The sequence below is a fragment of the Chryseobacterium mucoviscidosis genome (assembly GCF_002177115.1).
Classification (GTDB): domain Bacteria; phylum Bacteroidota; class Bacteroidia; order Flavobacteriales; family Weeksellaceae; genus Chryseobacterium; species Chryseobacterium mucoviscidosis.
Genome location: NZ_MVAG01000122.1, coordinates 213,443 through 238,372, shown reverse-complemented (window position 1 = coordinate 238,372; position 24,930 = coordinate 213,443). Strand labels below are relative to the sequence as shown.

Sequence of the window (24,930 nt, the reverse complement as noted above, 5' to 3'; positions counted from 1 at the left end):
TTATAATTTGAGTGAAAACATGGCTGTTTAATTAAATTACAAAACATGAAGATTCAAAATACTAATCTTACGCTAAAAGATTAAGCTCAATAAAAATGGTATAGAACTTAAAATAAAACCACGATTTTCACAAAACTTAAATATTTAAATATAAATAATGTGAGAAATATTTTGAAAAGTACGAAAAAGGATTATTTTTGCATTACTAATAAACTGAGTTGAAGAAAATTGTCATTTTTTCATTATTTCTGTCAGGAATTGTTTCTTATGCACAAACAGGAACAAACGTTTATCCATTCTTAAATATCCCTGTTTCAGCGAGACAGGCAGCTTTGGGAGGAGATGCAATTTCTGTGAGAGATCGTGATGTTTCCTTTGCTATTGCAAACCCCTCATTACTGAATAAAGATTCCGATAATCAGCTTTCTGTAAACGCAACTGCTTATCTTGCAGATTCCAAATACGGAACGATTGCCTATGCAAAAGACTTTGATAACGGTCACATGGCGACCATCAATGCAAGATACATGAGCTACGGAGATATTCCGCGAACAGACGACAGCGGTTTCGAAAACGGAACTTTCAAAGCTTCGGATGTTGCCATTGGAGCAGGATATGCCTATCAGTTTGAAGAAGACTGGACGATTGGAGGAGGATTGAATTTCATTACTTCGAAAATTGATACCTATACTTCTTCCGCCATTTCAGGAAACGCAGGAATTACGTACCACAACAAAAAAAATAAGGAAACAGCATCTGTTGTTTTCAGAAATTTCGGATATCAGTTCAATTCTTTCAACGGAACAAGGGAAAACCTTCCGTTTCGTGTAGATTTGGGATATACAAGAATTTTAAAAGTAATTCCTTTGGCGGTTACCATTACAGCGCACGATTTACAGGAATTTAATATCTCTTCCCAATACAATGTAAACGGACAGGAAGTAAATACAGGCAGAAAAATCGCCGATCATTTTTCGATAGGCGCAGAACTGTTTCCGGAAAAAGGCTTCAACATCAGATTGGGATACAATGTAAAAAGAGGAAATGAATTAGCCGTTGCAGATCAGAGAAATTTCTCAGGACTTTCGGCAGGATTCGGGATTAAAATCTCCAGATTCCGTGTAGATTACGCACATGTAAGATATCATAATTCTTCGAATGTCAATCAGATAGGAGTTTCTATTGACCTTACAAGCCATGCAGGATACTAATCGTTAATCATTTTTCAAAACGAAATAAATATCAGAAACCTCAAGAAAATCTCTTGAGGTTTCTTGATTTTTAAGAAAAAATCTTGAAATTTGCAGTATGAAAAAACCTGTAATAGCTATCGACGGGTACTCGTCTACCGGAAAAAGTTCAATTTCTAAAGTCATTGCTGCAAAGCTGGGACTTATTCATCTGGATACAGGTGCGCTTTACAGAGGAGTAACATGGTTTGCTCTTCAGAACTGTTTAAATGACAGCGGAACCATTGATCTTGAGAAATTATTTTCTTCGTTTGATCAGATCGGGCTTGAATTTAAAAATCTTGATGGAGAACTGGTTCTTTTCCTGAATCATATTGATATTTCCAAAGCAATACGTACGAATGAAGTATCGGAAAATGTAAGTCTTGTTGCCAAACAAAAAGAAGTAAGAGATTTTCTGCTTCAGTCTCAGCGCAATTTGGCAGAAAAAGGCGGCATTATTATGGACGGACGTGACATCGGGACAGTAGTTCTGCCAAATGCGGAATATAAATTTTTTCTTACCGCAAGTATCGACGAAAGAACCAGAAGACGTTATCAGGAACTGATTTCTTTAGGAATTGAAGCAGATGAAAAGCAGGTAAAAGAAAACCTTATAGAACGCGACAGAATAGACAGCGAACGCGAAATCGCCCCGTTAAAGCAGGCTGAAGATGCCATTGTTATTGATAATACCAATATTTCTAAGAAAGAAACTATTGATGAGATTTTATCTCACATCCAAAAGATTTAACATTTTTTAATAGATGTCTTTCTCCTTTGGTATGTTAATTGTACATTTCATCATAAGTAAAAAGCTAATATTATTAACTATTAAAAAAAACGAAAATGTCTAAAAAAAACAATACAGCGGGTATTTTGGCAGGACTTCTTGCAGGTGCTGCAGCGGGTGTTATCTTAGGAATGCTTTATGCTCCTGAAGAAGGTAAAGAAACAAGAAAGAAAATTAAAACAAAAGCGAACGATCTTAAAGATCAGGCTAAAAATAAATACGGAGAAGTTTCTGAAAAAGTAAAAGACCAATATGGTAACATCTCTTCTACTTTTAAAGAAACAGCAAACAGTGTTGCAAACACCGTAAAAGACGGATATGATAAATATAAAGATCAGATCGTTTCTAAAACTGCAGACGTAGTAAAAAATGTAGAATCTGAACTGAATGATCTAAAATAATAATATAGTTTATTTTTTTAGGTAAATTATGAGAAGGAACTTTATAAACGAAAGTTCCTTTTTTTGTAACTTTAAAGAAAAACAATGATTGAAACTATTAAAGAATACGCTTCGAAAAGGATCGATCTCCTGAAAATTGAAGCTACCGAAAAATCCTCTCTTTCGGCAGGAATGATCACCTATTTCGTGGTTTTGCTGGTCGCTTTTGGTTTTTTCATCATTCTGTTCAACTTCGGAATTGCCTTTCTTATCGGTAAAGCATTGGGCGACCAGTCTTACGGATTCCTTATTGTAGCTGCATTCTATCTTTTAACCATGATTCTTATCGTGCTGTTTAAAAAGAAAATCGTAAATTATGTGGCAGATCAGGTAATTAAATTTTTAAATCATTAAACTATGAGCAGAAAATATGAAAGCTTAGAGGAACTGAGAAGAAAGAAAAAGCTGCTGAAGCAGGAAATAGACGGTCTGGAAGATCTCCTTACCTTCAAAAATACCAAGGAAAGCCTTAGTGCTTTTACCAATGGCTTAACAGACCAGTACCTTCAGGAAAAAGTAGATGAAGACGGTGATGAAAAAGTAGTTCTGCGAAAAGATGTTATTGCAAAACAGATCACCTCTGAAATTAAAGGAGCCCTGATCAATAAAAATACCGCCATGGGAATCGCGAATTCCGCGTTTAAAGGAGATGCGGCAGATATTATGATAAACCTTGCGGTAACAACATTTGTAGGAAATTATGCCAGAAAAAACTTTAAAAGTTCAAACTGGAAGAATAAATTAATTGGCGCTGCGATGATCTATCTCGCTCCTGTCGCCTTAAGATATGTAAGAAAGAAACTTGAAACGTATCAGAAAAACAAAAGTGTTTCGAGTATGGAACAGCTTATCTAAAGTTTGAGGGTTTTAGAGTTGGAGTGTTCAAGAGTTAATCTCATCACGCTCCCATTCTAAAACCCTTTAATATTTGATTAAATCTCAAGATCTATCTATTGATCTTTTTCACACAAACCCTCCGACTCTCTTACTCACTTCCTCCAAACAACTGTCCTAAAATAATCCCTGCTGCCATTGAAACATTAAGACTTTCTGTAGACTGCGATTTTCCGAATCTAGGAATCATCACACTTTTATGAAGCAGTTTTTCCGTTTCCGGACGCATCCCATTGCCTTCATTTCCTAAAATTAAATTCATTTTTTCAGGTCTTTCGAAAGAATAAATATTTTCACCATCCATATCGGTTCCGATGTTGATATTTTCTGTTTCGGATAAATATTCAGTCAGGTTTGTATAAACGATATTTACCCTCGTAAAAGATCCCATACTTGCCATAATAACTTTAGGATTATAGAAATCTACGGTATCTTCACTGCAGATAATCTGCTCGATACCGAACCAGTCTGCAAGACGGATCATCGTTCCCAGATTTCCGGGATCCTGAATTCCATCCAAAACCAACTGAAGATTTTTATCCTCTTTTTTTTCTTCAGGATGAAGATAACAGACCGCCACAGAATCTTTTGGATTTTGCAGAAAACTGATTTTTTTCAACTCATTTTCAGAGATATGAGTTACCGGAGCTTCTATACGGTCTAATTTTTGAGGATCCGTAGAAAATATTTCTTTAATTTTAAATCTGGAATCAGGAAGTTCACGAATGATTTTATTACCTTCAACCAAAAACAAATTGTATTTTTGCCTGAACTTCTTTTTATCTAAAGACTGTAAAATTTTTATTGTATGAGCTGTAAGCATTATAAGAATTCTCCTCAAAAGTATTATAAAATTATATCATTTGCAACATTTGTAGGTCTCCTTTATGCTTGTAGTACCACTAAAAAAGTTCCGGACGGCGAATATTTGCTGGTAAAAAACAATTTTCAGTTTGAAGATAAGAAAGAACCCTTCGATGGCGAACTGAAAGATTACGTACAGCAAAAGCCCAATAAAAGACAGCTTCTTTTCATGCCTTTAAGCCTTTGGCTTTACAATGCTGCCAATCCCAAATACGACACGCTTCTTAACGAGTACATGACGTATCCTAATGAACTGAGAAATCAAAAACTGAGAGATTCTCTTTTCATTAAATACAATATGAAAAACAGTGTGGGTAAAAGTCTGTTTTTCGACAGGTTATACCACAACTGGGGTTCCGCACCAGTGATTCTCGACCAGACAAAAACTTCAAAAAGTGCTGAATCTATCCAAAAAAGAATGACGTATCGCGGCTATTGGGATGCAGAGGTGAAATTTAAGCATGAACTTGATTCCGCTGCAAAAAAAGCTGCCGTTAATTATTTTATTACGCACAATCAGCCTACTTATATTAAGGATTATTATTATAATATATCAGATCCAAATATCAAAAGCCTTTATAAGCAGAAAATCCGTGAAACTCTTATAAAGAAAGGACAAATTCTGGATCAGACCGTTTTGGAGAAAGAAGTTGGAAGGATTAATGATCTCATGCGGGAATATGGGTATTACCGTTTTAACAGCCTTGGCGATGAGGTTGGTTTTGTGGCAGATTCTCTTAAAAGCACAAAACAGGTTCCGCTGGTTCTGGAAATCCGCAAAGATTCTCTTGATAGTCCTTATAAACAGGCAACCATCGGAAATATTGATGTTGCCATCGTAGACGAGGCAAAAGATTTTCCGAATAATACCAGAAAAGACAGCTTAAGAGGTATCCGTTTTCATAAAACAGACAACAGCTACGATTCCCGTGCGATCTGGAGAGCCATCATCGTAGGAAACAAACAGGTTTACGATCAGAAAAAGCTCGATCTTACCAAAAGAAATATTCTGGCAATGAATAATTTCAGCATTCTGAAAGCCAGAGATTCTTTAAGAAGAGGCGGCGGTACAAGCCCGAATGACAGCATTGTAGATGTAACATACGTGTTAAAACCGCTTCCGAAATACGACCTGAAAGTGGGAACAGATTTAAACTATTCCGAAGTCCTGAATTTCGGGGTTTCTCCTTCCATCGATCTTACCACGAGAAATATTTTTGGAGGGGCGGAAAACCTTACAACCAGTCTTTCCGGAACTTTCGGGCGAATCGTAAATCCTAAAAATATCGATAACAGGATCTGGGCTTACGAAATCTCGGCGCAGGCTTCATTGAATTTTCCCAGATTGCTTTTGCCTTTCGATTACTACAAATTAATTCCGAAAAGATACAGCCCAACCTCCTCTATTACTCTGGGTGTTTCAGATCAGAGTAACATCGGTTTGGGAAGACTTAACTTTAATACCGGTCTGAATTATCTGGCAACGGTAAATGATAAAGTAACGCACAGACTTACCTTATTTAATACGCAACTGAGTTTAACGAAGAACAAAGATGCGTATTATGATTATTTCGTTAACGATAATGCTATCCGTGAAGAGTTTTTCGCAGATTATTTCGCTTACAACTCATCGGTATATCAGGAATTTAAAGCCGGATTACTGACGATTGATCAGGTTTCGCAGCGCATTATTGAAGACACGACCTATCTTCAGGGATTAGATCAGCAGGGAGTTGACCGGTTTGTAGCTTTTGTGGGAACTTTGGTAAATAAAGACCGGCAGACTCAGGATGTTTTGATTTCTTCTTTCATCTATAATTTTATTTATAACGAAATAGGAAAAAAAGATTATCCAAATGCTTTTTATTTTAACGGAAAAATAGAATTAGCGGGAAATATCTTCAGTATTTTTAATCAGAAAAGAAATGACGGAGGTGTTGTTACCAGTCCGGAAAGAACCATTTTCAATATTCCTTATGCGCAGTTTGTGAAATTTGATCTTGATTTTAGAAAATATTTTAAATTCGGAAACAATACTTTAGCGCTTCGTCAGTTTATCGGAGTCGGAATTCCGTACGGAAACTCTTCCAATATGCCTGTCATCCGTTCTTATTTCAACGGTGGTCCGAATGATATCAGAGCATGGGTTCCTTTCGGAGGATTGGGTCCTGCCGATTCTCAGGTGGATGAAAGAGTTCGAACGTATATGACTGATAATTTAAAACTGACTACGAATATCGAATTCAGAATGCCTTTTAATGATATGTATGAAGGCGCTCTTTTTACGGACATCGGTAACATCTGGAGTCTTAAAAACTACAACAACGGATATGGAGATGAGTTTAAATTTAACAAATTCATCAGACAGGTTGGTGTAGGAAGCGGTTTCGGATTAAGGGTAAATATTGCCTACATTAAACTGAGACTGGATTTAGCCTATAAAATGTACGAACCCAACAGACCCGAAGGTGAAAGATGGAGACTGAAATACATTCAGCCGTTTAAACCTACTCTGAATATTGCATTCGGATATCCTTTCTAAAAATTTACAGGTGGTATTTCTCATAAATGCCACCTTTTCTTTTAATCCGGCGAGATTCCCAAAGCGAAATACACCACCGCGACCGTTCTTGCAAGGATCTCTCTAAACTGATTTCTGTAATAACTTTCAGGTTTTGTAACATCCTGCGCATCAAAACCAAGCGCATTCATACTGTTGTTTCTGGCAAATAATAAAGCGCGAAGATTATGAAATCCCTGAGAAACAATAATTACGTTGTCTTTTCTATACACATCTTTACATCGGAGAATACTTTGATAGGTATTAAAACCTTTCGGATCTTCCATAATAATTTCCTCCGGAACACCTTCCTGATAGATAAGATAGTTTTTCATGGCAGCAGGCTCATCATATCCTTTACTCTTTTCACCGCTTACAAGAATTTTCCGGATTTTACCGTGATGATAAAGCAAAGCTGCCGCATCCATTCTTTTTGTAAAATAAGGATTGGACACGCCGGATCTCATTTTGGGTGAAGTTCCCAAAACCAAAGCTACTTCTCTTGGAGGAATTTTTGAAATTTTGGTATAGGTTCTTCCGTCTGTAAGCGCAAAAACCCACGCATTGGCGAGACATATCAACAGAATTCCCATTTCTATTGATATGAATATCAGGTTAAATATGTTTTTTATTATTCTCAACTAAGATCAAAGTTAAGCTTTATTTTTTTGCTTTTAGCAATCGACATACAAGCTAAAATATGTCCTCTCTCCTCTTCATTTTCCGTTAAATATTCATTTTCAAGCAATTCCACTTCTCCTTCTTCCAAAATACATTCACAGCTTCCGCAAATTCCCGATTTACAGGAATACGGAACCTGAAATTTCTGTATAAGAAGCTGCTGCAAAATCCTTTCCTCGTTGGTTGGAAGCATAGTATTATATTCCTTTCCAAGCATTTTAAAAGAAAGTTCCACATTTTCTAATAACGGAAATTCTTTTTCTACAGGATAAATATCGTCATTAAATTCTTCAAAAAGCTCAAAATGAATATTTTTTTTCGGAATTCCGTGATGATAGCAAGCATTGGCGAGAGTTTTAATCATCTCTCCTTTTCCGCAGATCAGCACTTCATCTACGGCATCCCAAATGGTAGATTCTTCATCCGTATCATCCAGATGAAGGATCTGGTTGATGATGAGACTTAATTTTTTATCATCCAGTCTCCCATGAAAAAAACTATTTGCGGTATTCTCCTGAGAAAAAAAATAAAAAATCTGCAATCTGTCGCCGCAGGTTTTTGCTAAACGATCAAGCTCGTCCCTGAACACTAATTCTTCCGAATTCTTATTTCCAAAAAATAAAAATAATCTTGTTCTCGGTTCGTTATGCAGAATATTTTTAAAATGACTTAAAATCGGGGTAATTCCTATTCCTGCCGCAAATCCTACAATGGTTCTGAATTCGCTGGGTTTTGAAATTAAAGTAAATCTTCCGCTCGGTTCGCTTACCAATAACTCATCACCTTCATGATAATTTTTAAATAACTGTGAAGAGGCTCCGTCAGGAGAATTAACCTTGATCCCCAACGATATTTTATCCTCATAAGGAGCAGAAGTCATCGAATAATCATTGATGATTTCTTTACCGTGAGAATGAAATTGTATGCTGACAAACTGACCGGCATCAAACCTGAAATTTTCTTTCAGATTCTCCGGAATCTCGAATTCCAGAGAAAAAGTATTTTTGGTCAGTTCTTCCTTTTTCGCTATTTTTAACCAATGAAACTGTGTAAGTTTCCCTTTATAGATTTGTTGTTCCATAACTTCAACTCAAAAATAGATAAAAAATAATTTATGAAGAAGATAATTTTATCCACGCTTGTAGTTTTTTCATTGGCAAGCTGTAAAAAGGAAAATCAACAAAGTGAAGAAACTTCCACGGTTACGGATTCTGTTGCAGTTTCTGAACCAAAAGTCTCTCAATCTGCTTTAAAGACATTTACAAATGAGCAGGCAACTGAATTTTTAGGCAAAAAAAATGACACGCTGTATGTTACGAATTTTTTTGCGACATGGTGCGGTCCATGTGTAAAGGAAATTCCTCACTTTAAAAGTAAGATTGAAGAGCTTAAAGGCAAACCTGTAAAAATCACTTTTATTAGTCTGGATAGTAAAGAAGAGTGGAATACAAAAGTTCCGCAGTTTGTACAAGAACAGGGAATTGAAAAAAACACAATTCTTTTGGACGGTGCTTCGCTTGACGGTAATTTTTTTACTTCTAATTTTAAAGAGTGGACAGGAAATGCAATTCCATTTACATTCATGAGAAAAGGGGATAAAACTGATGAAACTTTAGGGATGATCAGTGAAGAGCAGCTTAACCAAAAAATCAATTCTTTATTAAAATAAACTTCAGACTTTATGTCAGACAAGTTTAAAATCCTGTGTTTGGTGCTATTGATTGCCATTGTATTGGCAGCAGTTATTAATCTGAATACAGGATTTTTAAGTTTACATTTTCAGGACTTTTGGGGAGAATCTTCCAACAGCCAGATTGCGGAAATACGCGTGAACCGTGTTTTGGTAATGCTTTTGGCAGGAATTTCGATCCCCACTTCTGGTTTTCTGATGCAGGAATATTTTCAGAATCCTCTTGCCGGACCGGATATCTTAGGAATTACTTCCATTGCCAGTTTATCTGTCGCATTTTACATCTTTTTTTCGCACGATCTTCTCATCCCGGAATTTCTTCAGAACAGTTTTTTAAGCTTTGCAGCCATCGGCGGAAGTCTTTTACTGATGGTGATTCTTCTTTCCATTTCCAAAAAATTTCAGGATAAATCGTACCTCATTATTTTTGGGTTTCTGGTTTCGGCTTTTGCAGGAGCTATTGTTTCTCTGTTGCAGTTTTATGGAGAAGATCAGAGTCTTAAAAACTATATTTTATGGTCTTTCGGAGCGAATAATATGGTTTCAAGAAATCAGATTTATGTTTTATCTGTTTTAATAATAATCGGACTATTTGTTTGCTTTAAAACCATAAAACCATTGATTGGAAATTCATTGGGAACTTCATATGCACAAAGTCTGGGAGTTAATCTCAATCAGCTTAAACTGTTTATTATTGCTGCCTCTTCCCTTCTTTCCGCTTCTGTCACCGCTTTTTTAGGTCCTATCTTATTTATCGGAATCATTGTTCCACATTTCAGCAGACTGATTTATAATCCGGCAAAGCTTTGGCAGCAATGGATTTTAAACATGATGCTGGGAATGTTGATGATGCTTTTTTTCTCCATCATCGCAGAAAAAACACAGATTCCTATAAATGTAATAAGCTCCGTTTTCGGAATTCCTGTAATTTTGATGATGCTTTTGAAACAGAATAAAATTTAATATTGTTGGTTTTTCGCAAAGTCGCAAATAACAATGCATTATAATTTTTATCTATATTGAATCTAAACTAACTTTGTAGAGATGCTTTGACTCCATCGAATCTAAAAGTTTCAGCATAACAGATCTATAAATAAAATATGAATATAAGAATAACACAAAAACAACTAATAATTGCGAACATAATCTTGTTTGCATTAAGTTATTTATTCTTAGAGTATTCGAAAATGTTTAGAATGAGTAGGGAAAAGCATTGGATATATTCATCCGGACACAGTTGGTGGATAACAATCGCAGTACCATTAACATTTTTTGGATCGTTAATCTTAGGAGTTTATAGCTTGTGGAAAACTAAAGAGCATAAATTTTTATATTTCATTTCCAGTTTAATTCCTCTTATCTTATTAATAATTTTTGTTTCTCTTTAAAAAAAATGCACCTACAAATCAAACAAGCAAACATTGGCTATCACAAAACCTTAATTTCAAATGCAGCAGCTCATCTGAAATTAGGCGAAGTCTGCCTTTTGATTGGAAATAATGGTGTCGGGAAAACTACTCTTATTAAATCTATTTTGCATCAGATCCCTATTTTAAGCGGTGAAATTTTCATCAATAACAGGAATGTAAGAAATCTTTCCGTCAAGGAGATTGCAGAACAGATTGCCATTGTTTTCTCCAGTTCGGTAATTCCTCAGAATTATACGGTGGAAGATCTAATTTCGTTGGGGAAATACATTTATTATCCTTTTTATTTTGAGCTGAAAAAAGAAGACAGAGAAGAAGTTGCGCATATTATTGAAGAACTTGATCTTGGGCAGTACAAAAACACTCTGCTTAAAAAGCTGTCGGACGGAAATCTTCAGAAAGCATTTATCGGAAGAGCCATCACACAGAACGCTCCTATCATTATTCTGGATGAACCCACGACTCATCTGGATGAAAAAAATAAAATTATCATTCTCAAAACACTCCGGAAATTAGCAAAAGAACAGAACAAATTAATTCTTTTTTCATCTCACGACTGGCGTCTTGCCAAGGAATTTGCAGACAAAATCTGGTATGTAAAAGATGGTAATCTATTCTCGGGAATCGTAGAAGATGTCCTGCTTCAGCATGATGAACTGATCAATCCTTCATTGTTTCAGATCAATGAAAAATTTGTGGCACCTAAAATCATCGCTTCGGACGCTTACAAAGAAATGCTGTATTCTTTGCTGCAAAAAAACTTTCAAAAAGATCTTTCTTCTCTGAAATTTGAGTTTCAGGACAATTTTTGGGACATCAATGACGGTTTACAAAATTTCAAATGCGAATCTTTTGAAGAAATCGTTAATTTAGTGAAAACCATTCATTAATACCGCGTTTTCCTTATATAAACAATATACTATGCATGCATAGTATTATGCTTATCATATAATTTAACTTTCTGATTTTCATTTATTTAACAAAATTTAACGTAAATAAATATTATGCATGCATAATATTTACTAAATTTGGATTATAACCATTCGGATAAAATGATGGATAACAATAAAGAAAAAATAGAAAACGTAGATCTTATTTTAAAACAGACATGGTTAGCTGTTTCTAAAATGTACACCGAATTAGCTCAGGAGCACGATTCGACGGCGGTTCAGGCGCTTACTCTTCTAAAAATTGATCCAAAAGAAGGTACAAGAAGTACAAATCTGGGTCCGAAAATGGCAATTGAACCTACTTCCCTTACAAGAATTATTAAACTTCTGGAAGATAACGGATATATCTATAAGGAAAAAACAACAACCGATAAAAGAGAAGTCATCATAAAGCTTACAGATAAAGGTCTGAACTCCAGAAATCTTTCCAAGGAAGTTGTGGTAAATTTCAACAAAAGAGTGATGGAAAAAATCTCTCCTGAAAAGCTTGATACCTTCAAGGAAGTGATGAGCGAAATCATGAAAATTGCAACGGACTTAAATAACAAAAAATAAAATATCACGATGTCATTCTGACGAAGAAAGAATCTATTCATATCATTTAGAATGACCAAACAAAAGAATTAATACAATTACAAATAATAAATCAAATGAAAAGAAGAATCAAACACGTTACAGTTCTTGGTTCAGGAATTATGGGAAGCGGTATTGCAGCGCACTTTGCCAATATTGGTGTAGAAGTTTCGCTGCTGGATATTGTTCCTTTTGAACTTTCTGAAGCAGAACAGAAAAAAGGTTTGACCAAAGAAGACAAAGTGGTAAGAAACAGAATCGCTTCGGAAAACTTTGAAAAACTCAAAAAAGCAAGTCCGGCACTGCTCTATTCTCCAAAATTTGCAGACAGAATAAAAGTTGGAAACTTTGATGATGATTTACCAAAAATAAAAAATACAGACTGGATTATTGAGGTTGTGGTTGAAAGACTGGACATCAAAAAATCCGTTTACGAAAAAATCGAGCAGTTCAGAAAACCGGGAACACTGATTTCTTCCAATACTTCCGGAATTCCGATTCACCTTTTAACAGAAGGAAGAAGCGAAGATTTTAAACATTATTTTGCAGGAACACACTTCTTTAATCCTGTAAGATATCTTCCTCTTTTAGAGATCATTCCGACAAACGATACCGCTCCTGAAGTTATCGACTTCTACATGAATTACGGGGCAAAATTTTTAGGAAAAACAACGGTTTTAGCAAAAGATACTCCAGCATTTATCGCCAACAGAATCGGCGTTTTCTCTATGATGGATTTGCTTCACAATGTTCAGAAATTAGGGTTAACCGTTTCTGAAGTTGATAAATTAACAGGTCCGGTAATTGGGCGTCCAAAATCTGCCACATTCAGAACAGCGGATGTTGTAGGTCTTGATACATTGGTAATGGTGGCAAACGGTGTTCGCCAAAGCGGTGCTGAAGCCAATGACTTCAACAATGTTTTTGCTCTTCCGGATTACATCCAGAAAATGGTTGATAACAAATGGTTAGGATCCAAAACAGATGGAGGTTTCTATAAAAAAGTGAAAAATGCAGAAGGAAAATCTGAAATTCACGGATTAAATCTGGATACTTTAGAATACGAACTTCAGGGAAAATCTTCTTTTGCAACTTTAGAATTAACTAAAAATATCGACAAACCGATTGACAGATTTAAAGTGTTAATTGGCGGAAAAGATAAAGCGGGAGAATTGTACAGAAAATCTTTGGGTGCATTATTCGCTTACGTTTCTCACAAAGTTCCTGAGATTTCCGATGAGGTTTACAAAATCGACGATGCGATGAGAGCCGGTTTCGGCTGGGAAAACGGTCCGTTTGAAATCTGGGATGCTGTAGGCGTTCAAAAAGGTATCGAACTGGCAAAAGAAGCAGGTTATGAAGTTTCGGACTGGGTGAAAAATGTTGAGACTTTCTATAAAGTGAATGAAGAAGGACAAAGTATTTATGTGGACAAAAACTCAGGATCATACAATACCATTCCGGGACAGGATTCTTTTATTATTCTGGATAATATCAGAAAAAATAAAACGCTTTGGAGCAACTCCGGTTCTGCCATCGAAGATTTAGGCGACGGAATTATCAACTTTGAAATCCGTTCCAAAATGAATTCTTTAGGAGGGGAAGTTCTGGATGGCTTAAACAGAGCAATTGATTTAGCTGAAAAAGAATACGACGGATTGGTTGTTGGAAATCAGGGTACGAATTTCTCTGTCGGAGCGAATTTAGCGATGATTTTAATGATGGCTATCGAACAGGACTGGGATGATCTGAATATGGCAATTGCGTATTTCCAGAAATCAATGATGAGAGTTCGTTACTCCTCTATTCCTGTGGTGGTTGCTCCTCACGGAATGACACTTGGTGGAGGTTGCGAAATGACAATGCACGCCGACAGAGTGGTTGCCGCAGCAGAAACGTATATCGGATTGGTAGAAACCGGAGTGGGAGTAATTCCAGGCGGTGGAGGAACCAAGGAACTAACTTTAAGAACATCAAGAGAATTCCACAGCGATGACGTTAAAAACAACAGACTTCGTGAGGCTTTCATGAATATTGCGATGGGTAAAGTGGCAACTTCCGCTTATGAAGCCTACGATATGGGAATTTTGGAACATGGTAAAGATATTGTTTCCGTAGATAAGAGAACCCAAATCAAAACTGCGAAAATGCTGGCTAAAAGTTTAGCAGAACATGGTTATACACAGCCTATCGAACAGAAAGTAAAAGTTTTAGGTAAAGATGCTTTAGGAATGTTCTACGTAGGAACAGACCAGATGTTAACCGGAAATTATATTTCTGAGCACGATAAGAAAATTGCAGATAAGTTAGCCAACGTAATGGTAGGTGGAAATCTTTCTGAACCAACGGTTGTAACGGAGCAGTATCTATTGAATCTCGAAAGAGAAACGTTTTTACAGCTTTGCGGTGAAAGAAAAACACTGGAGAGAATTCAGTATATGTTACAGAATGGTAAACCGTTGAGAAATTAATAGGGAGCTCCGTAGGAGCGAACTGATAATAGCAGAATAATTTTAGAAAGACATTGAGCCTCGTAGAGGCGGCCTGTTAGTTTTATGGCAAACACATATACACAAATTTATATTCAAATTGTTTTTGCGGTTAAAGGAAGACAAAATCTGATTCCAAAAGAAAACAGAGAAGAATTACATAAATTTATTACAGGTATTGTTTCCAACAGAAATCAAAAATTATTCGCAGTTTTTGCAATGCCGGATCATGTACACATTCTTGTAAGTATAAGTCCTACGATTACAATTTCAGATTTGGTAAGAGATATTAAAGCAGGTTCATCAAAATTGATTAATGAGAAAGGATGGATGAATGGAAAATTTAACTGGCAGGAAGGATATGGAGCTTTTTCCTACTCTAAAAGCAGTATAGATTCAGTTGTGAAATATATTTTAAACCAAGAAGAACATCATAAAAAGAAAACATTCAAAGAAGAATATCTGGATTTTATGGAAAAATTTGAAATTAAATATGATCCTGAATATTTATTTGAATGGATTGAAATTTAACAGGTCGCTCCTACGGAGCTCCGCAAAGCAAAAACAACAACTATTAACAGTTTACCTCTATGAGGCAAAAAATTCTCAAAAAAATTTAATTAAATAAAACATATGAAAACAGCATATATAGTAAAAGGGTTCAGAACTGCCGTTGGTAAAGCACCAAAAGGAAGTTTAAGATTCACAAGACCCGATGTAATGGCGGCAACCGTAATTGAAAAATTAATGGCTGAACTTCCGCAATTAGACAAAAACAGAATCGATGACCTTATCGTAGGAAATGCGATGCCGGAAGCTGAACAGGGCTTAAATGTGGCACGTCTGATTTCTTTAATGGGGCTTAACACTGACAAAGTTCCCGGAGTTACCGTAAACAGATACTGTGCATCAGGAAGTGAGGCGATTGCGATTGCTTCTGCAAAAATTCAGGCAGGAATGGCAGACTGCATTATTGCAGGAGGTACAGAATCCATGTCTTACATTCCGATGGGTGGTTACAAACCGGTTCCTGAAACTCAGATTGCCAAAACAAACCCTGATTATTATTGGGGAATGGGTTACACGGCGGAAGAAGTTGCCAAACAATATAAAATTACAAGAGAAGAACAGGATCAGTTTGCATTTGAATCTCACATGAAAGCTTTAAAAGCAAATCAGGAAGGAAAATTTAAAAATCAGATTGTTCCGATTCCTGTTGAATATAATTTCTTAGACGAAAACCAGAAAATACAGACTAAAAAGTTTGATTTTTCAGTAGATGAAGGTCCGAGAGCAGATACATCACTTGAAGGTCTTGCGAAATTAAGACCTGTATTTGCCAACGGAGGAAGTGTAACTGCCGGAAACTCATCCCAGATGAGTGATGGAGCAGCTTTCGTAATGGTCATGAGCGAAGAAATGGTAAAAGAATTGGGACTTGAACCTGAAGCAAGATTGGTTGCTTATGCCGCAGCAGGATTGGAACCAAGAATCATGGGAATGGGACCAATTTATGCAATCCCGAAAGCTTTAAAACAGGCAGGTCTGGAATTAAAAGATATTGAGCTTATCGAACTGAACGAAGCATTTGCCTCTCAATCAGTAGCAATCAAAAAGGAATTAGGCTTAAATCCGGACACTTTAAATGTAAACGGAGGTGCGATTGCTTTAGGTCACCCTCTTGGATGTACCGGAACAAAATTAACTGTTCAGCTTCTTGACGAAATGAGAAAACGCGGAAATAAATATGGTTTGGTTTCAATGTGCGTTGGAACAGGACAGGGAGCAGCTTCAATCTTTGAATTATTATAACTAAAAAAAAAAAAAATCAAATATTAAATGGGAAATATAGTAAAAGGAGGAGAATTCTTAATTAAAGAAATTCCTGCAAACGAAATTTTCAGTCTTGAAGAACTGAATGAAGAACAAAAAATGCTTCGCGATTCTGCGAAAGAATTTATAGACCGAGAAGTAGTTCCGCAAAAAGAACGTTTCGAGAAAAAAGATTATGCATTTACGGAAGAGGTGATGCGTAAGCTTGGAGAAATGGGATTATTGGGAATTGCCGTTCCTGAAAATTACGGAGGTCTTGGAATGGGATTCGTAACAACCATGCTTGCCTGCGATTACATTTCCGGAGTTACAGGTTCATTGGCAACAGCTTACGGAGCACATACCGGAATCGGTACCCTTCCCATCGTTCTTTATGGAACAGAAGCTCAGAAACAAAAATATCTTCCGGACTTAGCAGCGGGAACAAAATTCGGTGCTTATTGTTTGACTGAACCGGATGCAGGTTCTGATGCCAATTCAGGGAAAACAAGAGCAAAATTGTCTGAAGACGGAAAACATTACATCATCAACGGACAGAAAATGTGGATTTCCAATGCAGGATTCGCCGATACTTTTACTTTGTTTGCCAAAATTGATGATGATAAAAACATCACAGGTTTCGTGATCAACCGTTCAGAACTGGAAAATCCTGAAAGCCTTACTTTTGGTGAAGAAGAACACAAATTGGGTATTCGTGCCTCTTCTACGCGTCAGGTTTTCTTTAATGACATGAAAATTCCTGTTGAAAACCTATTAGGAGAAAGAAACAACGGATTTAAAATCGCTTTAAACGCGCTGAATGTTGGCCGTATCAAATTAGCGGCGGCTTGTCTGGATGCGCAGAGAAGAATTTTAAACCACTCTATTCAATATTCTAACGAGAGAAAACAATTCGGAGTTTCTATTTCGACTTTCGGAGCGATCAGAAAGAAACTGGCTGAAATGGCAACCGGAGTTTTCGTAAGTGAAGCAGGATCTTACAGAGCAGCAAAAAATATTGAAGACAAAATCGAAGAACTTGTTGCAGGAGGATTGGATCATCAGGCTGCAGAACTGAAAGGAGTTGAAGAATTCGCTGTAGAATGTTCAATTCTTAAAGTTTTCGTTTCAGATTTATCTCAGCATTCCGCAGATGAAGGAATTCAGGTTTATGGAGGAATGGGATTCTCTGAAGATACTCCGATGGAAGCGGCGTGGAGAGATTCAAGAATCTCAAGAATTTATGAAGGAACCAATGAAATCAACAGATTATTAGCAGTTGGAATGCTTATCAAGAAAGCGATGAAAGGAGAATTGGATTTATTATCTCCGGCAATGGCAATCAGCAAAGAACTGATGGGAATTCCTTCATTCGAAGTTCCGGATTATTCAGCTTTCATGAGCGAAGAAAAAGCAATTATTGCGAATCTTAAAAAAGTATTCTTAATGGTTTCCGGAGCTGCGCTTCAGAAATATATGATGGATATTGAAAAACAACAGCATTTACTGTTAAACGCTTCAGAAATTCTTAACCAGATTTATATGGCAGAATCTGCAGTTTTAAGAGTTGAAAAACATTTCTCTCCTGATTCTGTGGAAGCAGCAATGGCTCAGTTAAACCTATACAAAGCAGTTGAAAAAATCATCGTTGCAGCAAAAGAAGGAATTGTTTCTTTTGCAGAAGGTGACGAGCAGAGAATGATGCTTTCCGGATTAAGAAGATTCACGAAGTATACCAATCATCCTAATGTAGTTGCACTAACAGAAAAAGTGGCAGCTCATTTTATTGAGAAAGGACACTATTAAAAATAGTTTGAATATAATAGAAAATCCCGAAATTACTTTCGGGATTTTTTTATTAAAATTGTTTTTGTCCAATTTCGTTTATTTCGTTATAGTTTCCTTTAGGATCATCTCCATATTGATTTCTACCTTGTGTTCCTTCAGTCGCATACAACACTAAAAGCCATATTCCCCCGATAATTGGAATTAAGGAAATAAACAGGAACCACCCGCTTTTATCCACATCATGCAGTCTCCTTACAGAAACAGCCAACCCCGGAAGAAAAGTTACCAGTGCATACAATAAATAAAGGTATCCATAAGGAATTTCAGGTGTAAATTTCAACCCAAGAATATTATCTAATACCGCAGCAATAACTGCAAAAATCAGATTAAATAAAAGATACATCCAATATTCAGTTCTTCTTGCTCTTCCGTTAAAATCAGCGTACTGTTTTAATACTTTTAAGTACCATTTCATAGTTATAATTTTTTTTGTTGTTTTCAAAAGTAATGATTTTTCAATTAAAATTTTTCAGATGTAATAAAAAAGAAAATTCAATTGTCTTTGAAATATTACATTTAACCTTTTTTTAAATTCAATTATTTTTTATACTTTTAACGTAAATACAAAAAATGAGAATAACATTATTAGCCATTCTGCTGTTTTCAGCTTCACTTTCAGCACAGCAAAAAATCAGAAAACCACTAATGCCGAGAACAGATTCTGTAAAGGTTTACAAAATGGATTCTAAGACAATTCAGCCGCCACAGAAATCGGATCAAAGAAACTTGTATAAAATGCCTTCTGCAAAACCGAAAGAAGGGACAGCGTATTCTGGTCTTAAAAACAACAAAACAGATCATCACGATTATAAAATGCTGAATTCTATTTCTCCCGAAACACCCAAAAAAGAGGAGAAAGAAAAGCAGCTTCCTGCAACAGACAAATAAACAAATTTTAAAAAATTATTATACACATGGGAAAATTTATTATTTCTACAAGAAAAAACGGTGAATTTCAATTTAATTTAAAAGCGGCAAACGGACAGGTAATTCTTTCCAGTGAAGGTTACAGTTCTAAAGCCGGATGCCAGAATGGTATTGAGTCGGTAAGAAAAAACGCTCAGGACGATTCTAAATTTGAAAGACTTACCGCAAAAGACGATCGTTTTTATTTTAATCTGAAAGCTACCAACGGGCAGGTTATCGGAAGCAGCCAGATGTATGAATCTGACAACGGCATGGAAAAAGGCATTGAATCTGTAAAAAACAATGCGCCAAACGCCTCCGTGGAAGAAGAACTCGATTAAAAAGATATCCTAAAATAATTTTTGTAAAATGTCTCATAGTTTTGAGGCATTTTTTATTTTTGTAATCTACTTTACAAAAAATGACGAAAGAAGAAATGCTCCACAGAGCAATCAAGATAGCCGATAAGGCACATAAAGGACAAACCGACAAATATCACGCTCCATACATCGCCCACGTTATGCGGGTAATGGAATATGGCAAAACACTGGATGAAAAAATAGTTGGCGTTTTACACGACGTGGTTGAAGATCATCCTCAGGAATTCAGCTTAGATTATTTAAGAGATCAGGGATTTCCGGAGTATATTATTTTTGCGATAAGCTGCCTCACAAAATTTGATCCTGATGAAGATTATGATGATTTCGTAAGAAGAACCGAACGTTCTCCTCTTGCGGTTGCCGTAAAATTAAACGATCTGCGCGATAATATGGATCTGCGAAGGGTAAACAGGGAACTTACTCCAAAAGACATTAAGAGATTTAATAAATACCTGAAAGCCTATCATTATCTGATAGAAAAATATTAGAAAAACATAAAAAACACACAATGACTAATAACCTTCCTCCTATTTCATCAACTTACCGTTCTAAGTTGATTTCTGCTGTTATTTCGGTATCTTTATTCTTTGTTGTATACCTTATCCTGATTATTATCTCTCTGCTGATGATTTTTCTGCTGGGTTATGGAGCGATAAGGCTTGTCGCATTATATGCAAATTATTTTACAGTCATTATTGCTTTGGGGCTTATAAGTATAGGATTCATTGTTTCTTATTTCCTCATTAAATTTATTTTCAAAAAAAATACGTACACCACAAGACACTTAATAGAAATCGACAGAAAGAGTCAGCCTGAACTTTTTGGCATCATTGATGAAATTATCCGTGAGACCAAAGTAAGCACACCCGGAAAAGTTTTTTTGTCGCCGGAAGTTAACGCAAGTGTAAGTTACAGTTCTCCGTTCTGGAGTATGTTTTTACCCGTTAAAAAAAATCTTACCATCGGCATCGGACTGGTAAATTCTTTAACGGTTGGTGAGCTTAAAACCGTTCTTGCGCATGAATTCGGACATTTCTCGCAGCGAAGCATGAAAATTGGAGGATACGTGAATCAGGCTGAAAAAATTATTTTTGATACGGTTTATAACAATAAAGATTTTGAAAATTCTATTAAGCACGGTTCAGGACATTGGGCATTTCAGATCACAGGAGTTATTTCGGTAGGATTTATAAACGTCTTTCAGTATATTTTAAAAATGTTTTCAGATTTTCTGTTTAAAAACAATGCTTCTTTACGAAGAGAAATGGAATTTCATGCCGATGCAGTGGCGACTTACGTTACCAATCCCAAAGAACAGGCTTCTTCATTATTAAGACTGGAACTAAGCAATGCTGCGTTCAACAATGCATTTATGTTTTATGCAGACAGTGACAACCAATATTTGCCTGAAAATTTATTTGAAAACCAGACTTTGCTGATGAAGGTTTTCAGCGAAAGAAATAATCATCTTTTTGAACACGGTCTTCCGAAAGTTGATCTTGAAGATATAACCCGATATAATAAAACAAACGTAAAAATTGAAGATCAGTGGTCATATCATCCTGAAACGGATAAACGAATTGAAATGATCCGGAAAAATGAAACAAAAAATATTGCGGAAAACAATAATCTGGCAAAAAATATCATTCGCGGATATTCAGAAGTATGTAAAATTTTAACGAGTAAATATCTGACTTTATACAATATCAAAAATACGGGTAAGATAATTGATGATAATGATCTATTTCTTCAGCTTTACAATGAAAAATACCCTTACAGACTGATAAGTTCGGGGTTCAACGGATATTACGAAAGTCATAATCCCGTTCTGGAAAATATTGATGAGCTTATAAATGATACTGAAGGTACAGAAAAGCAGGATTTTTTCAGTGATAAAAAAGTTACTCTGGTTTATGAAAAAGCAGGAGCAGAAAGCGATCTCTATACATTGGATTATCTGGTTGCCAATCCGAAAGCTATTAAAATCTTTACCTACAAAGGAAGATTATACAAATCAAAAGAAGCCGGACTTTTAATTCCGAAAATTAAAGAAGAGCTTGAAATCCTTAAAAAGCAGCTACTCGAAAATGACATTTTTGTTTTCAGATACTTTTACAGTCTCGCCGATGATCACGAAAAAGGAATTTTAGCCGATAAATACAGAAAATTTGCTTTACTGGATACAGAATCTGATGTCTTTCAGAATTCTATCAATAATTTCACCCCTCATCTGGAATTTATGATGGTAACTTTGCCATTGGAAGAAATTCGTAAGCACAGAGCTGTTTTACTAAAGAATGAAAAACCGTTTAAAGATATCCTGAAACATTTTACGGAAGAATCTGCATACAAAGACTTTTTAACGATTGAAAATAAACAGCTTATGAAAGATTTCATCAGTTCTGAATATATTTATTTCAATCATGACAAATATATTCAGAAGGAAGTGGATGTTTTATTTTCTTTGATTAATGAATATCAGATCACAATCAATAAAATCTATACCGATTTTAAAGAAGAACTTATTGAATATCAGAAAAGATTAGAGAAAGCTTATTAATCCGCACCAGGATATTCAAATGTTTTAACAGGATGTTTGGTTCCGTCGATATTAATGTTTAAAGCAACATACAGGAAATGAAAATTCTGGTTTGAGGAAGCATTGAATTCTCTCTGCCAAAGATATCCTGCAACAACTCCCACACTATTATCGATCTGATAACCACCGCCAACGTACACTCTGTTTCTTGCAAAAGTCGGTTTCATAGGACTTACAAAGAAAACCTCATCGTATGCATTGGCAAACACAGTTCCTTTCTTTACTTCTTTTGCATTAAGTGGAACACTTACATTCAGACGGTAACGGTAACGCATTCTTTCAGAATTTTTGTCAGACTGAGGTTCGTAAAACCATGATTTTTCTGCACGGATTCTGTTTTCAAACTTTACAATTCCTTTTTTAAAATCGATTACGTCCTGTAACCATACCCGGAACTCTTCTTTGTTGATAGAGCGATCTTTATAAGTCGCATATCTTCCCAACCCGATAAAAGGTTTATGATTTTTGGTAAGATTATACCCCAATCCTCCTTTAATTTCGTAGTAATCGGGGTATGTATATTCTTCAATTCCTCGTGACTGTCCTTCCAGATAAAGGAAAAATTTAGGATGAAATTTATAAGTGATGGTGAGTGCGTTGAAGCTGGAAATATGTTCCTGTGCTTTAAAAAATGTAACGCCTAAAAGTAAACCCAAACTCACAAATAGTTTCATCTAAAAAATTTTTGCAAATGTAAATGAATTAACAATTTCGTAATATTAACTTTAATTCATCATTAATTAACATTTACTTAATATTAATATTATAGGAAAAGCCAATATGGAACCATCTTTGCGGCATCTGTACACCAAAAGTTTCTGTATATGAAGTATTTGTTAAATTATTGATCAAAACGTACACTGAAAAATCTTTTTTGGTAAAACTTAATTTTTCATCCAGAAGATTATAGCTTCCGTTATTCAGTCTTTCGTTGTAACGGTAAACGACTTCATTAGTAAAGTTTTTCAGGAACTTTGTTTCCAGTTTTGCAATGAACTGATGTTTTAAATTATCCAGTACATATCTTGCTACGAAATTACCCGCCTGATTCAGTTTATTATCCAGATAAGTATAGCCGACCGTATATTTCAGCCATTCGTTCAGCCTGTGATTCACCTCAGCTTCAATTCCTTTTATGGTGGTATCTCCAATGTTCTGCGCATACCAGACTGCATCATTCGGTTTAATTTTTGTCCAGTCGATCGCATCCCCCGAATCACGAAGGAATCCGCTCACTTTCGCCAGAATATTTTTCGTCTGATATTGGTATCCTACTTCTGCATAAACCGCACTTTCAGGTTTAAGATTAGGGTTTCCAACCTCGGTATTGCTTACATAATACAGATCTGTGAAGGTAGGAACCCTGTGAACTTTTGCAATATTTCCGTAGATTTTATTGTTTTGATTAAAGGTAAATCCTACATCTAAACCGGGATAAAAGAAATTTCCTTCCTTAGAGTAATTTGCCCAGGAAATTCCGGGAGTGATATTTAACTTTTTATCCAGTAAAGAAAAATGATGTTCAAAGAAAACCTGTGAAACAAAACGGTTTCTTTCTCCTAAATTATTGCTTACCAGAAATTCTTTCCTTAGTTCTACTCCTAAACCTGTTGTTCCCAATCCCCATTCGTAAGTAGAATTTACTTCTCCTCCTACATTGTTCCCGATGTGCATGTTTCGGTAAATTTCAGGCTTTTGTCTGTTGAAAAGATACATATCCTGCCCTCTTCTCCAGTAGACATTTGAACTGAGCTTCATCTTGCCAAATCTTTGCTGATGTGCCAAACTTACAATTGAAGCCTGCGTCTCTTCATACTGTTCCGTAGCTGCTTTTGATGCATAAAAACCGTTTGCCCCGAATTTTTTCTCTGAAAAACCAGCCTGAAGTCTGATATCACCTTCTTTTATATTCAGTTTACTCTGATAAAATACACTTCTGATCTCATAATCTGTATTGTACATATATCCTTCTGAACTTGCAGAATTAGCCTGTAAAGAATTGGAAAATTTTTCATTTCCAAGCTGTGCGTTCAGACCAAAACCATACGTTTCGTAATCTCCGCCTTCTGCACTTATTTTTACTCTTTTTCCGGGATTCGTTTTGGTGATCACATTAATCACTCCAGCATAGGCGTTCTGCCCGAATCGTCTTGCTGCAGGACCTTTGATTACTTCAATTCTTTCAACATCATCAAGATCTACTGGAAGATTCATGGAGTTATGCCCGGTTTGAGAATCATTCATTCTGATTCCGTTAAGAAGAAGCAGAACCTGCTCAAAAGAGCTTCCGCGAAAACCGATATCACTCTGTACTCCATTGGCTCCTCTCCTTCTGATATCCATTCCCGGAACCTGCTGAAGAATTTCATCGATGCTTTTTGCAGGAGAATTGATGATTTCTTCTCTTGTAATGATGGTAATATTCTGGTTTGCCGTTTTGTAAGGGGTTGAAATAAGTTTTCCCTGAACCTCAATTGTTTCAATATCGGTAGATTTTTCCTGTGCGTGCGTAAAGCAGAAAGTTCCTACAAGAAAAACAGGAAGTATTCTTTTAATCATAATCAGTTTTTATTCTCAGTTAGTTTCGTGAGCGCAAAAGTACTGGAGATCATGAAGAAAGACAAATGATAGTTGTCATAAAAAAAGATGCGACTGAAAAATCGCATCTTGGGAAGTAATTTCGTTATCTTTTTCTCATTAAATGTGTAATAAGATCTCTGAACAGCTTTCTCATTTCTATATTACATATTTATTGGTACAATTTTAACAAATTTTAAAATAAAAAACAATACTTT

The 24,930-nt window shown here is 35.8% G+C and carries 24 protein-coding genes; 18 read left to right on the top strand and 6 right to left on the bottom strand.

Features of this window, described 5'->3' with window-relative positions:
- Positions 1–218 precede the first annotated feature (218 nt).
- From porQ to B0E34_RS12915, 5 genes are all read left to right on the top strand, one after another.
- The gene (gene porQ, locus B0E34_RS12935) at positions 219–1,211 is read left to right on the top strand and encodes a type IX secretion system protein PorQ (protein ID WP_076390300.1); all 993 of its coding nucleotides are present in this window, start codon (positions 219–221) and stop codon (positions 1,209–1,211) included.
- Positions 1,212–1,308: 97 nt separating this feature from the next.
- Entirely contained in the window at positions 1,309–1,983 is a 675-nt protein-coding gene (cmk, locus tag B0E34_RS12930; RefSeq protein ID WP_087710039.1) for a (d)CMP kinase, read from the top strand.
- Between the two features lie 95 nt (positions 1,984–2,078).
- Positions 2,079–2,423 (top strand): YtxH domain-containing protein, encoded by a 345-nt coding sequence (locus B0E34_RS12925; protein ID WP_076390302.1) that lies wholly within the window; start codon positions 2,079–2,081, stop codon positions 2,421–2,423.
- Between the two features lie 84 nt (positions 2,424–2,507).
- Positions 2,508–2,816, top strand: coding sequence for a phage holin family protein (locus B0E34_RS12920; protein WP_076390303.1), 309 nt, complete (start codon positions 2,508–2,510; stop codon positions 2,814–2,816).
- A gap of 3 nt (positions 2,817–2,819) precedes the next feature.
- Complete coding sequence (locus B0E34_RS12915; RefSeq protein ID WP_087710037.1) at positions 2,820–3,317, top strand: phosphoribosyl-ATP pyrophosphatase; 498 nt, start codon at positions 2,820–2,822, stop codon at positions 3,315–3,317.
- A 130-nt stretch (positions 3,318–3,447) separates the two neighbouring features.
- Here B0E34_RS12915 and B0E34_RS12910 read toward each other — a convergent pair whose 3' ends face one another.
- Complete coding sequence (locus B0E34_RS12910; RefSeq protein ID WP_087710035.1) at positions 3,448–4,179, bottom strand: TrmH family RNA methyltransferase; 732 nt, start codon at positions 4,177–4,179, stop codon at positions 3,448–3,450.
- On the opposite strand from B0E34_RS12910, the gene tamL reads away from it, so the two are divergent.
- Complete coding sequence (gene tamL / locus B0E34_RS12905; RefSeq protein WP_087710033.1) at positions 4,165–6,762, top strand: translocation and assembly module lipoprotein TamL; 2,598 nt, start codon at positions 4,165–4,167, stop codon at positions 6,760–6,762. The two genes, B0E34_RS12910 and tamL, sit on opposite strands and share 15 nt — an antisense overlap.
- A 41-nt stretch (positions 6,763–6,803) precedes the next feature.
- Here tamL and B0E34_RS12900 read toward each other — a convergent pair whose 3' ends face one another.
- Together B0E34_RS12900 and B0E34_RS12895 are read right to left on the bottom strand one after the other, a co-directional pair.
- Positions 6,804–7,421 (bottom strand): SanA/YdcF family protein, encoded by a 618-nt coding sequence (locus B0E34_RS12900; protein WP_084196340.1) that lies wholly within the window; start codon positions 7,419–7,421, stop codon positions 6,804–6,806.
- The gene (locus B0E34_RS12895; protein ID WP_087710031.1) at positions 7,418–8,542 is read right to left on the bottom strand and encodes a ferredoxin--NADP reductase; all 1,125 of its coding nucleotides are present in this window, start codon (positions 8,540–8,542) and stop codon (positions 7,418–7,420) included. The genes B0E34_RS12900 and B0E34_RS12895 overlap by 4 nt, the downstream gene beginning before the upstream one ends.
- A 33-nt stretch (positions 8,543–8,575) precedes the next feature.
- Here B0E34_RS12895 and B0E34_RS12890 point away from each other — a divergent pair, with 33 nt between their 5' ends.
- The 8 genes from B0E34_RS12890 to B0E34_RS12855 all read left to right on the top strand — a co-directional run bounded on the left by B0E34_RS12890 (position 8,576) and on the right by B0E34_RS12855 (position 18,208).
- A complete protein-coding gene (locus B0E34_RS12890) occupies positions 8,576–9,130 on the top strand; it encodes a TlpA family protein disulfide reductase (RefSeq protein WP_087710029.1) in 555 nt (184 codons plus the stop codon).
- A gap of 12 nt (positions 9,131–9,142) precedes the next feature.
- Positions 9,143–10,114, top strand: coding sequence for an iron chelate uptake ABC transporter family permease subunit (locus B0E34_RS12885; RefSeq protein WP_087710027.1), 972 nt, complete (start codon positions 9,143–9,145; stop codon positions 10,112–10,114).
- 430 nt (positions 10,115–10,544) lie between these two features.
- Complete coding sequence (locus tag B0E34_RS12880) at positions 10,545–11,468, top strand: ABC transporter ATP-binding protein (RefSeq protein ID WP_087710025.1); 924 nt, start codon at positions 10,545–10,547, stop codon at positions 11,466–11,468.
- Positions 11,469–11,633: 165 nt separating this feature from the next.
- On the top strand, positions 11,634–12,083 hold the full coding sequence (locus B0E34_RS12875) for a MarR family winged helix-turn-helix transcriptional regulator (protein ID WP_076390553.1): 450 nt from the start codon (positions 11,634–11,636) through the stop codon (positions 12,081–12,083).
- Positions 12,084–12,178: 95 nt separating this feature from the next.
- A complete protein-coding gene (locus B0E34_RS12870) occupies positions 12,179–14,572 on the top strand; it encodes a 3-hydroxyacyl-CoA dehydrogenase/enoyl-CoA hydratase family protein (RefSeq protein ID WP_087710023.1) in 2,394 nt (797 codons plus the stop codon).
- A gap of 84 nt (positions 14,573–14,656) precedes the next feature.
- On the top strand, positions 14,657–15,121 hold the full coding sequence (gene tnpA, locus B0E34_RS12865; protein ID WP_087710021.1) for an IS200/IS605 family transposase: 465 nt from the start codon (positions 14,657–14,659) through the stop codon (positions 15,119–15,121).
- Positions 15,122–15,223: 102 nt separating this feature from the next.
- On the top strand, positions 15,224–16,402 hold the full coding sequence (locus B0E34_RS12860) for an acetyl-CoA C-acyltransferase (protein ID WP_087710019.1): 1,179 nt from the start codon (positions 15,224–15,226) through the stop codon (positions 16,400–16,402).
- 27 nt (positions 16,403–16,429) lie between these two features.
- Complete coding sequence (locus B0E34_RS12855) at positions 16,430–18,208, top strand: acyl-CoA dehydrogenase FadE (RefSeq protein WP_087710017.1); 1,779 nt, start codon at positions 16,430–16,432, stop codon at positions 18,206–18,208.
- A 52-nt stretch (positions 18,209–18,260) separates the two neighbouring features.
- Here B0E34_RS12855 and B0E34_RS12850 read toward each other — a convergent pair whose 3' ends face one another.
- Positions 18,261–18,665: a DUF805 domain-containing protein gene (locus B0E34_RS12850; RefSeq protein ID WP_087710015.1), complete on the bottom strand. Its 405-nt coding sequence runs from the start codon at positions 18,663–18,665 to the stop codon at positions 18,261–18,263.
- Between the two features lie 155 nt (positions 18,666–18,820).
- On the opposite strand from B0E34_RS12850, the gene B0E34_RS12845 reads away from it, so the two are divergent.
- The 4 genes from B0E34_RS12845 (at position 18,821) to B0E34_RS12830 (ending at position 22,096) form a co-directional block, all read left to right on the top strand.
- Entirely contained in the window at positions 18,821–19,138 is a 318-nt protein-coding gene (locus B0E34_RS12845) for a hypothetical protein (protein WP_087710014.1), read from the top strand.
- Positions 19,139–19,164: 26 nt separating this feature from the next.
- Complete coding sequence (locus tag B0E34_RS12840; RefSeq protein ID WP_087710012.1) at positions 19,165–19,497, top strand: YegP family protein; 333 nt, start codon at positions 19,165–19,167, stop codon at positions 19,495–19,497.
- A gap of 80 nt (positions 19,498–19,577) precedes the next feature.
- Positions 19,578–20,024: a phosphohydrolase gene (locus B0E34_RS12835; RefSeq protein ID WP_087710010.1), complete on the top strand. Its 447-nt coding sequence runs from the start codon at positions 19,578–19,580 to the stop codon at positions 20,022–20,024.
- A 20-nt stretch (positions 20,025–20,044) separates the two neighbouring features.
- On the top strand, positions 20,045–22,096 hold the full coding sequence (locus B0E34_RS12830) for a M48 family metallopeptidase (RefSeq protein ID WP_087710008.1): 2,052 nt from the start codon (positions 20,045–20,047) through the stop codon (positions 22,094–22,096).
- On the opposite strand, the gene B0E34_RS12825 is transcribed toward B0E34_RS12830, so the two are convergent.
- Positions 22,093–22,809 carry a DUF2490 domain-containing protein gene (locus tag B0E34_RS12825; RefSeq protein ID WP_076390320.1) on the bottom strand — a complete coding sequence of 239 codons (717 nt, stop codon included), beginning with the start codon at positions 22,807–22,809 and terminating at the stop codon, positions 22,093–22,095. The genes B0E34_RS12830 and B0E34_RS12825 overlap by 4 nt on opposite strands.
- Before the next feature lie 73 nt (positions 22,810–22,882).
- Positions 22,883–24,694, bottom strand: a complete 1,812-nt coding sequence (locus tag B0E34_RS12820) for a TonB-dependent receptor plug domain-containing protein (protein WP_087710006.1) — start codon at positions 24,692–24,694, stop codon at positions 22,883–22,885.
- Between the last annotated feature and the right edge of the window lie 236 nt (positions 24,695–24,930).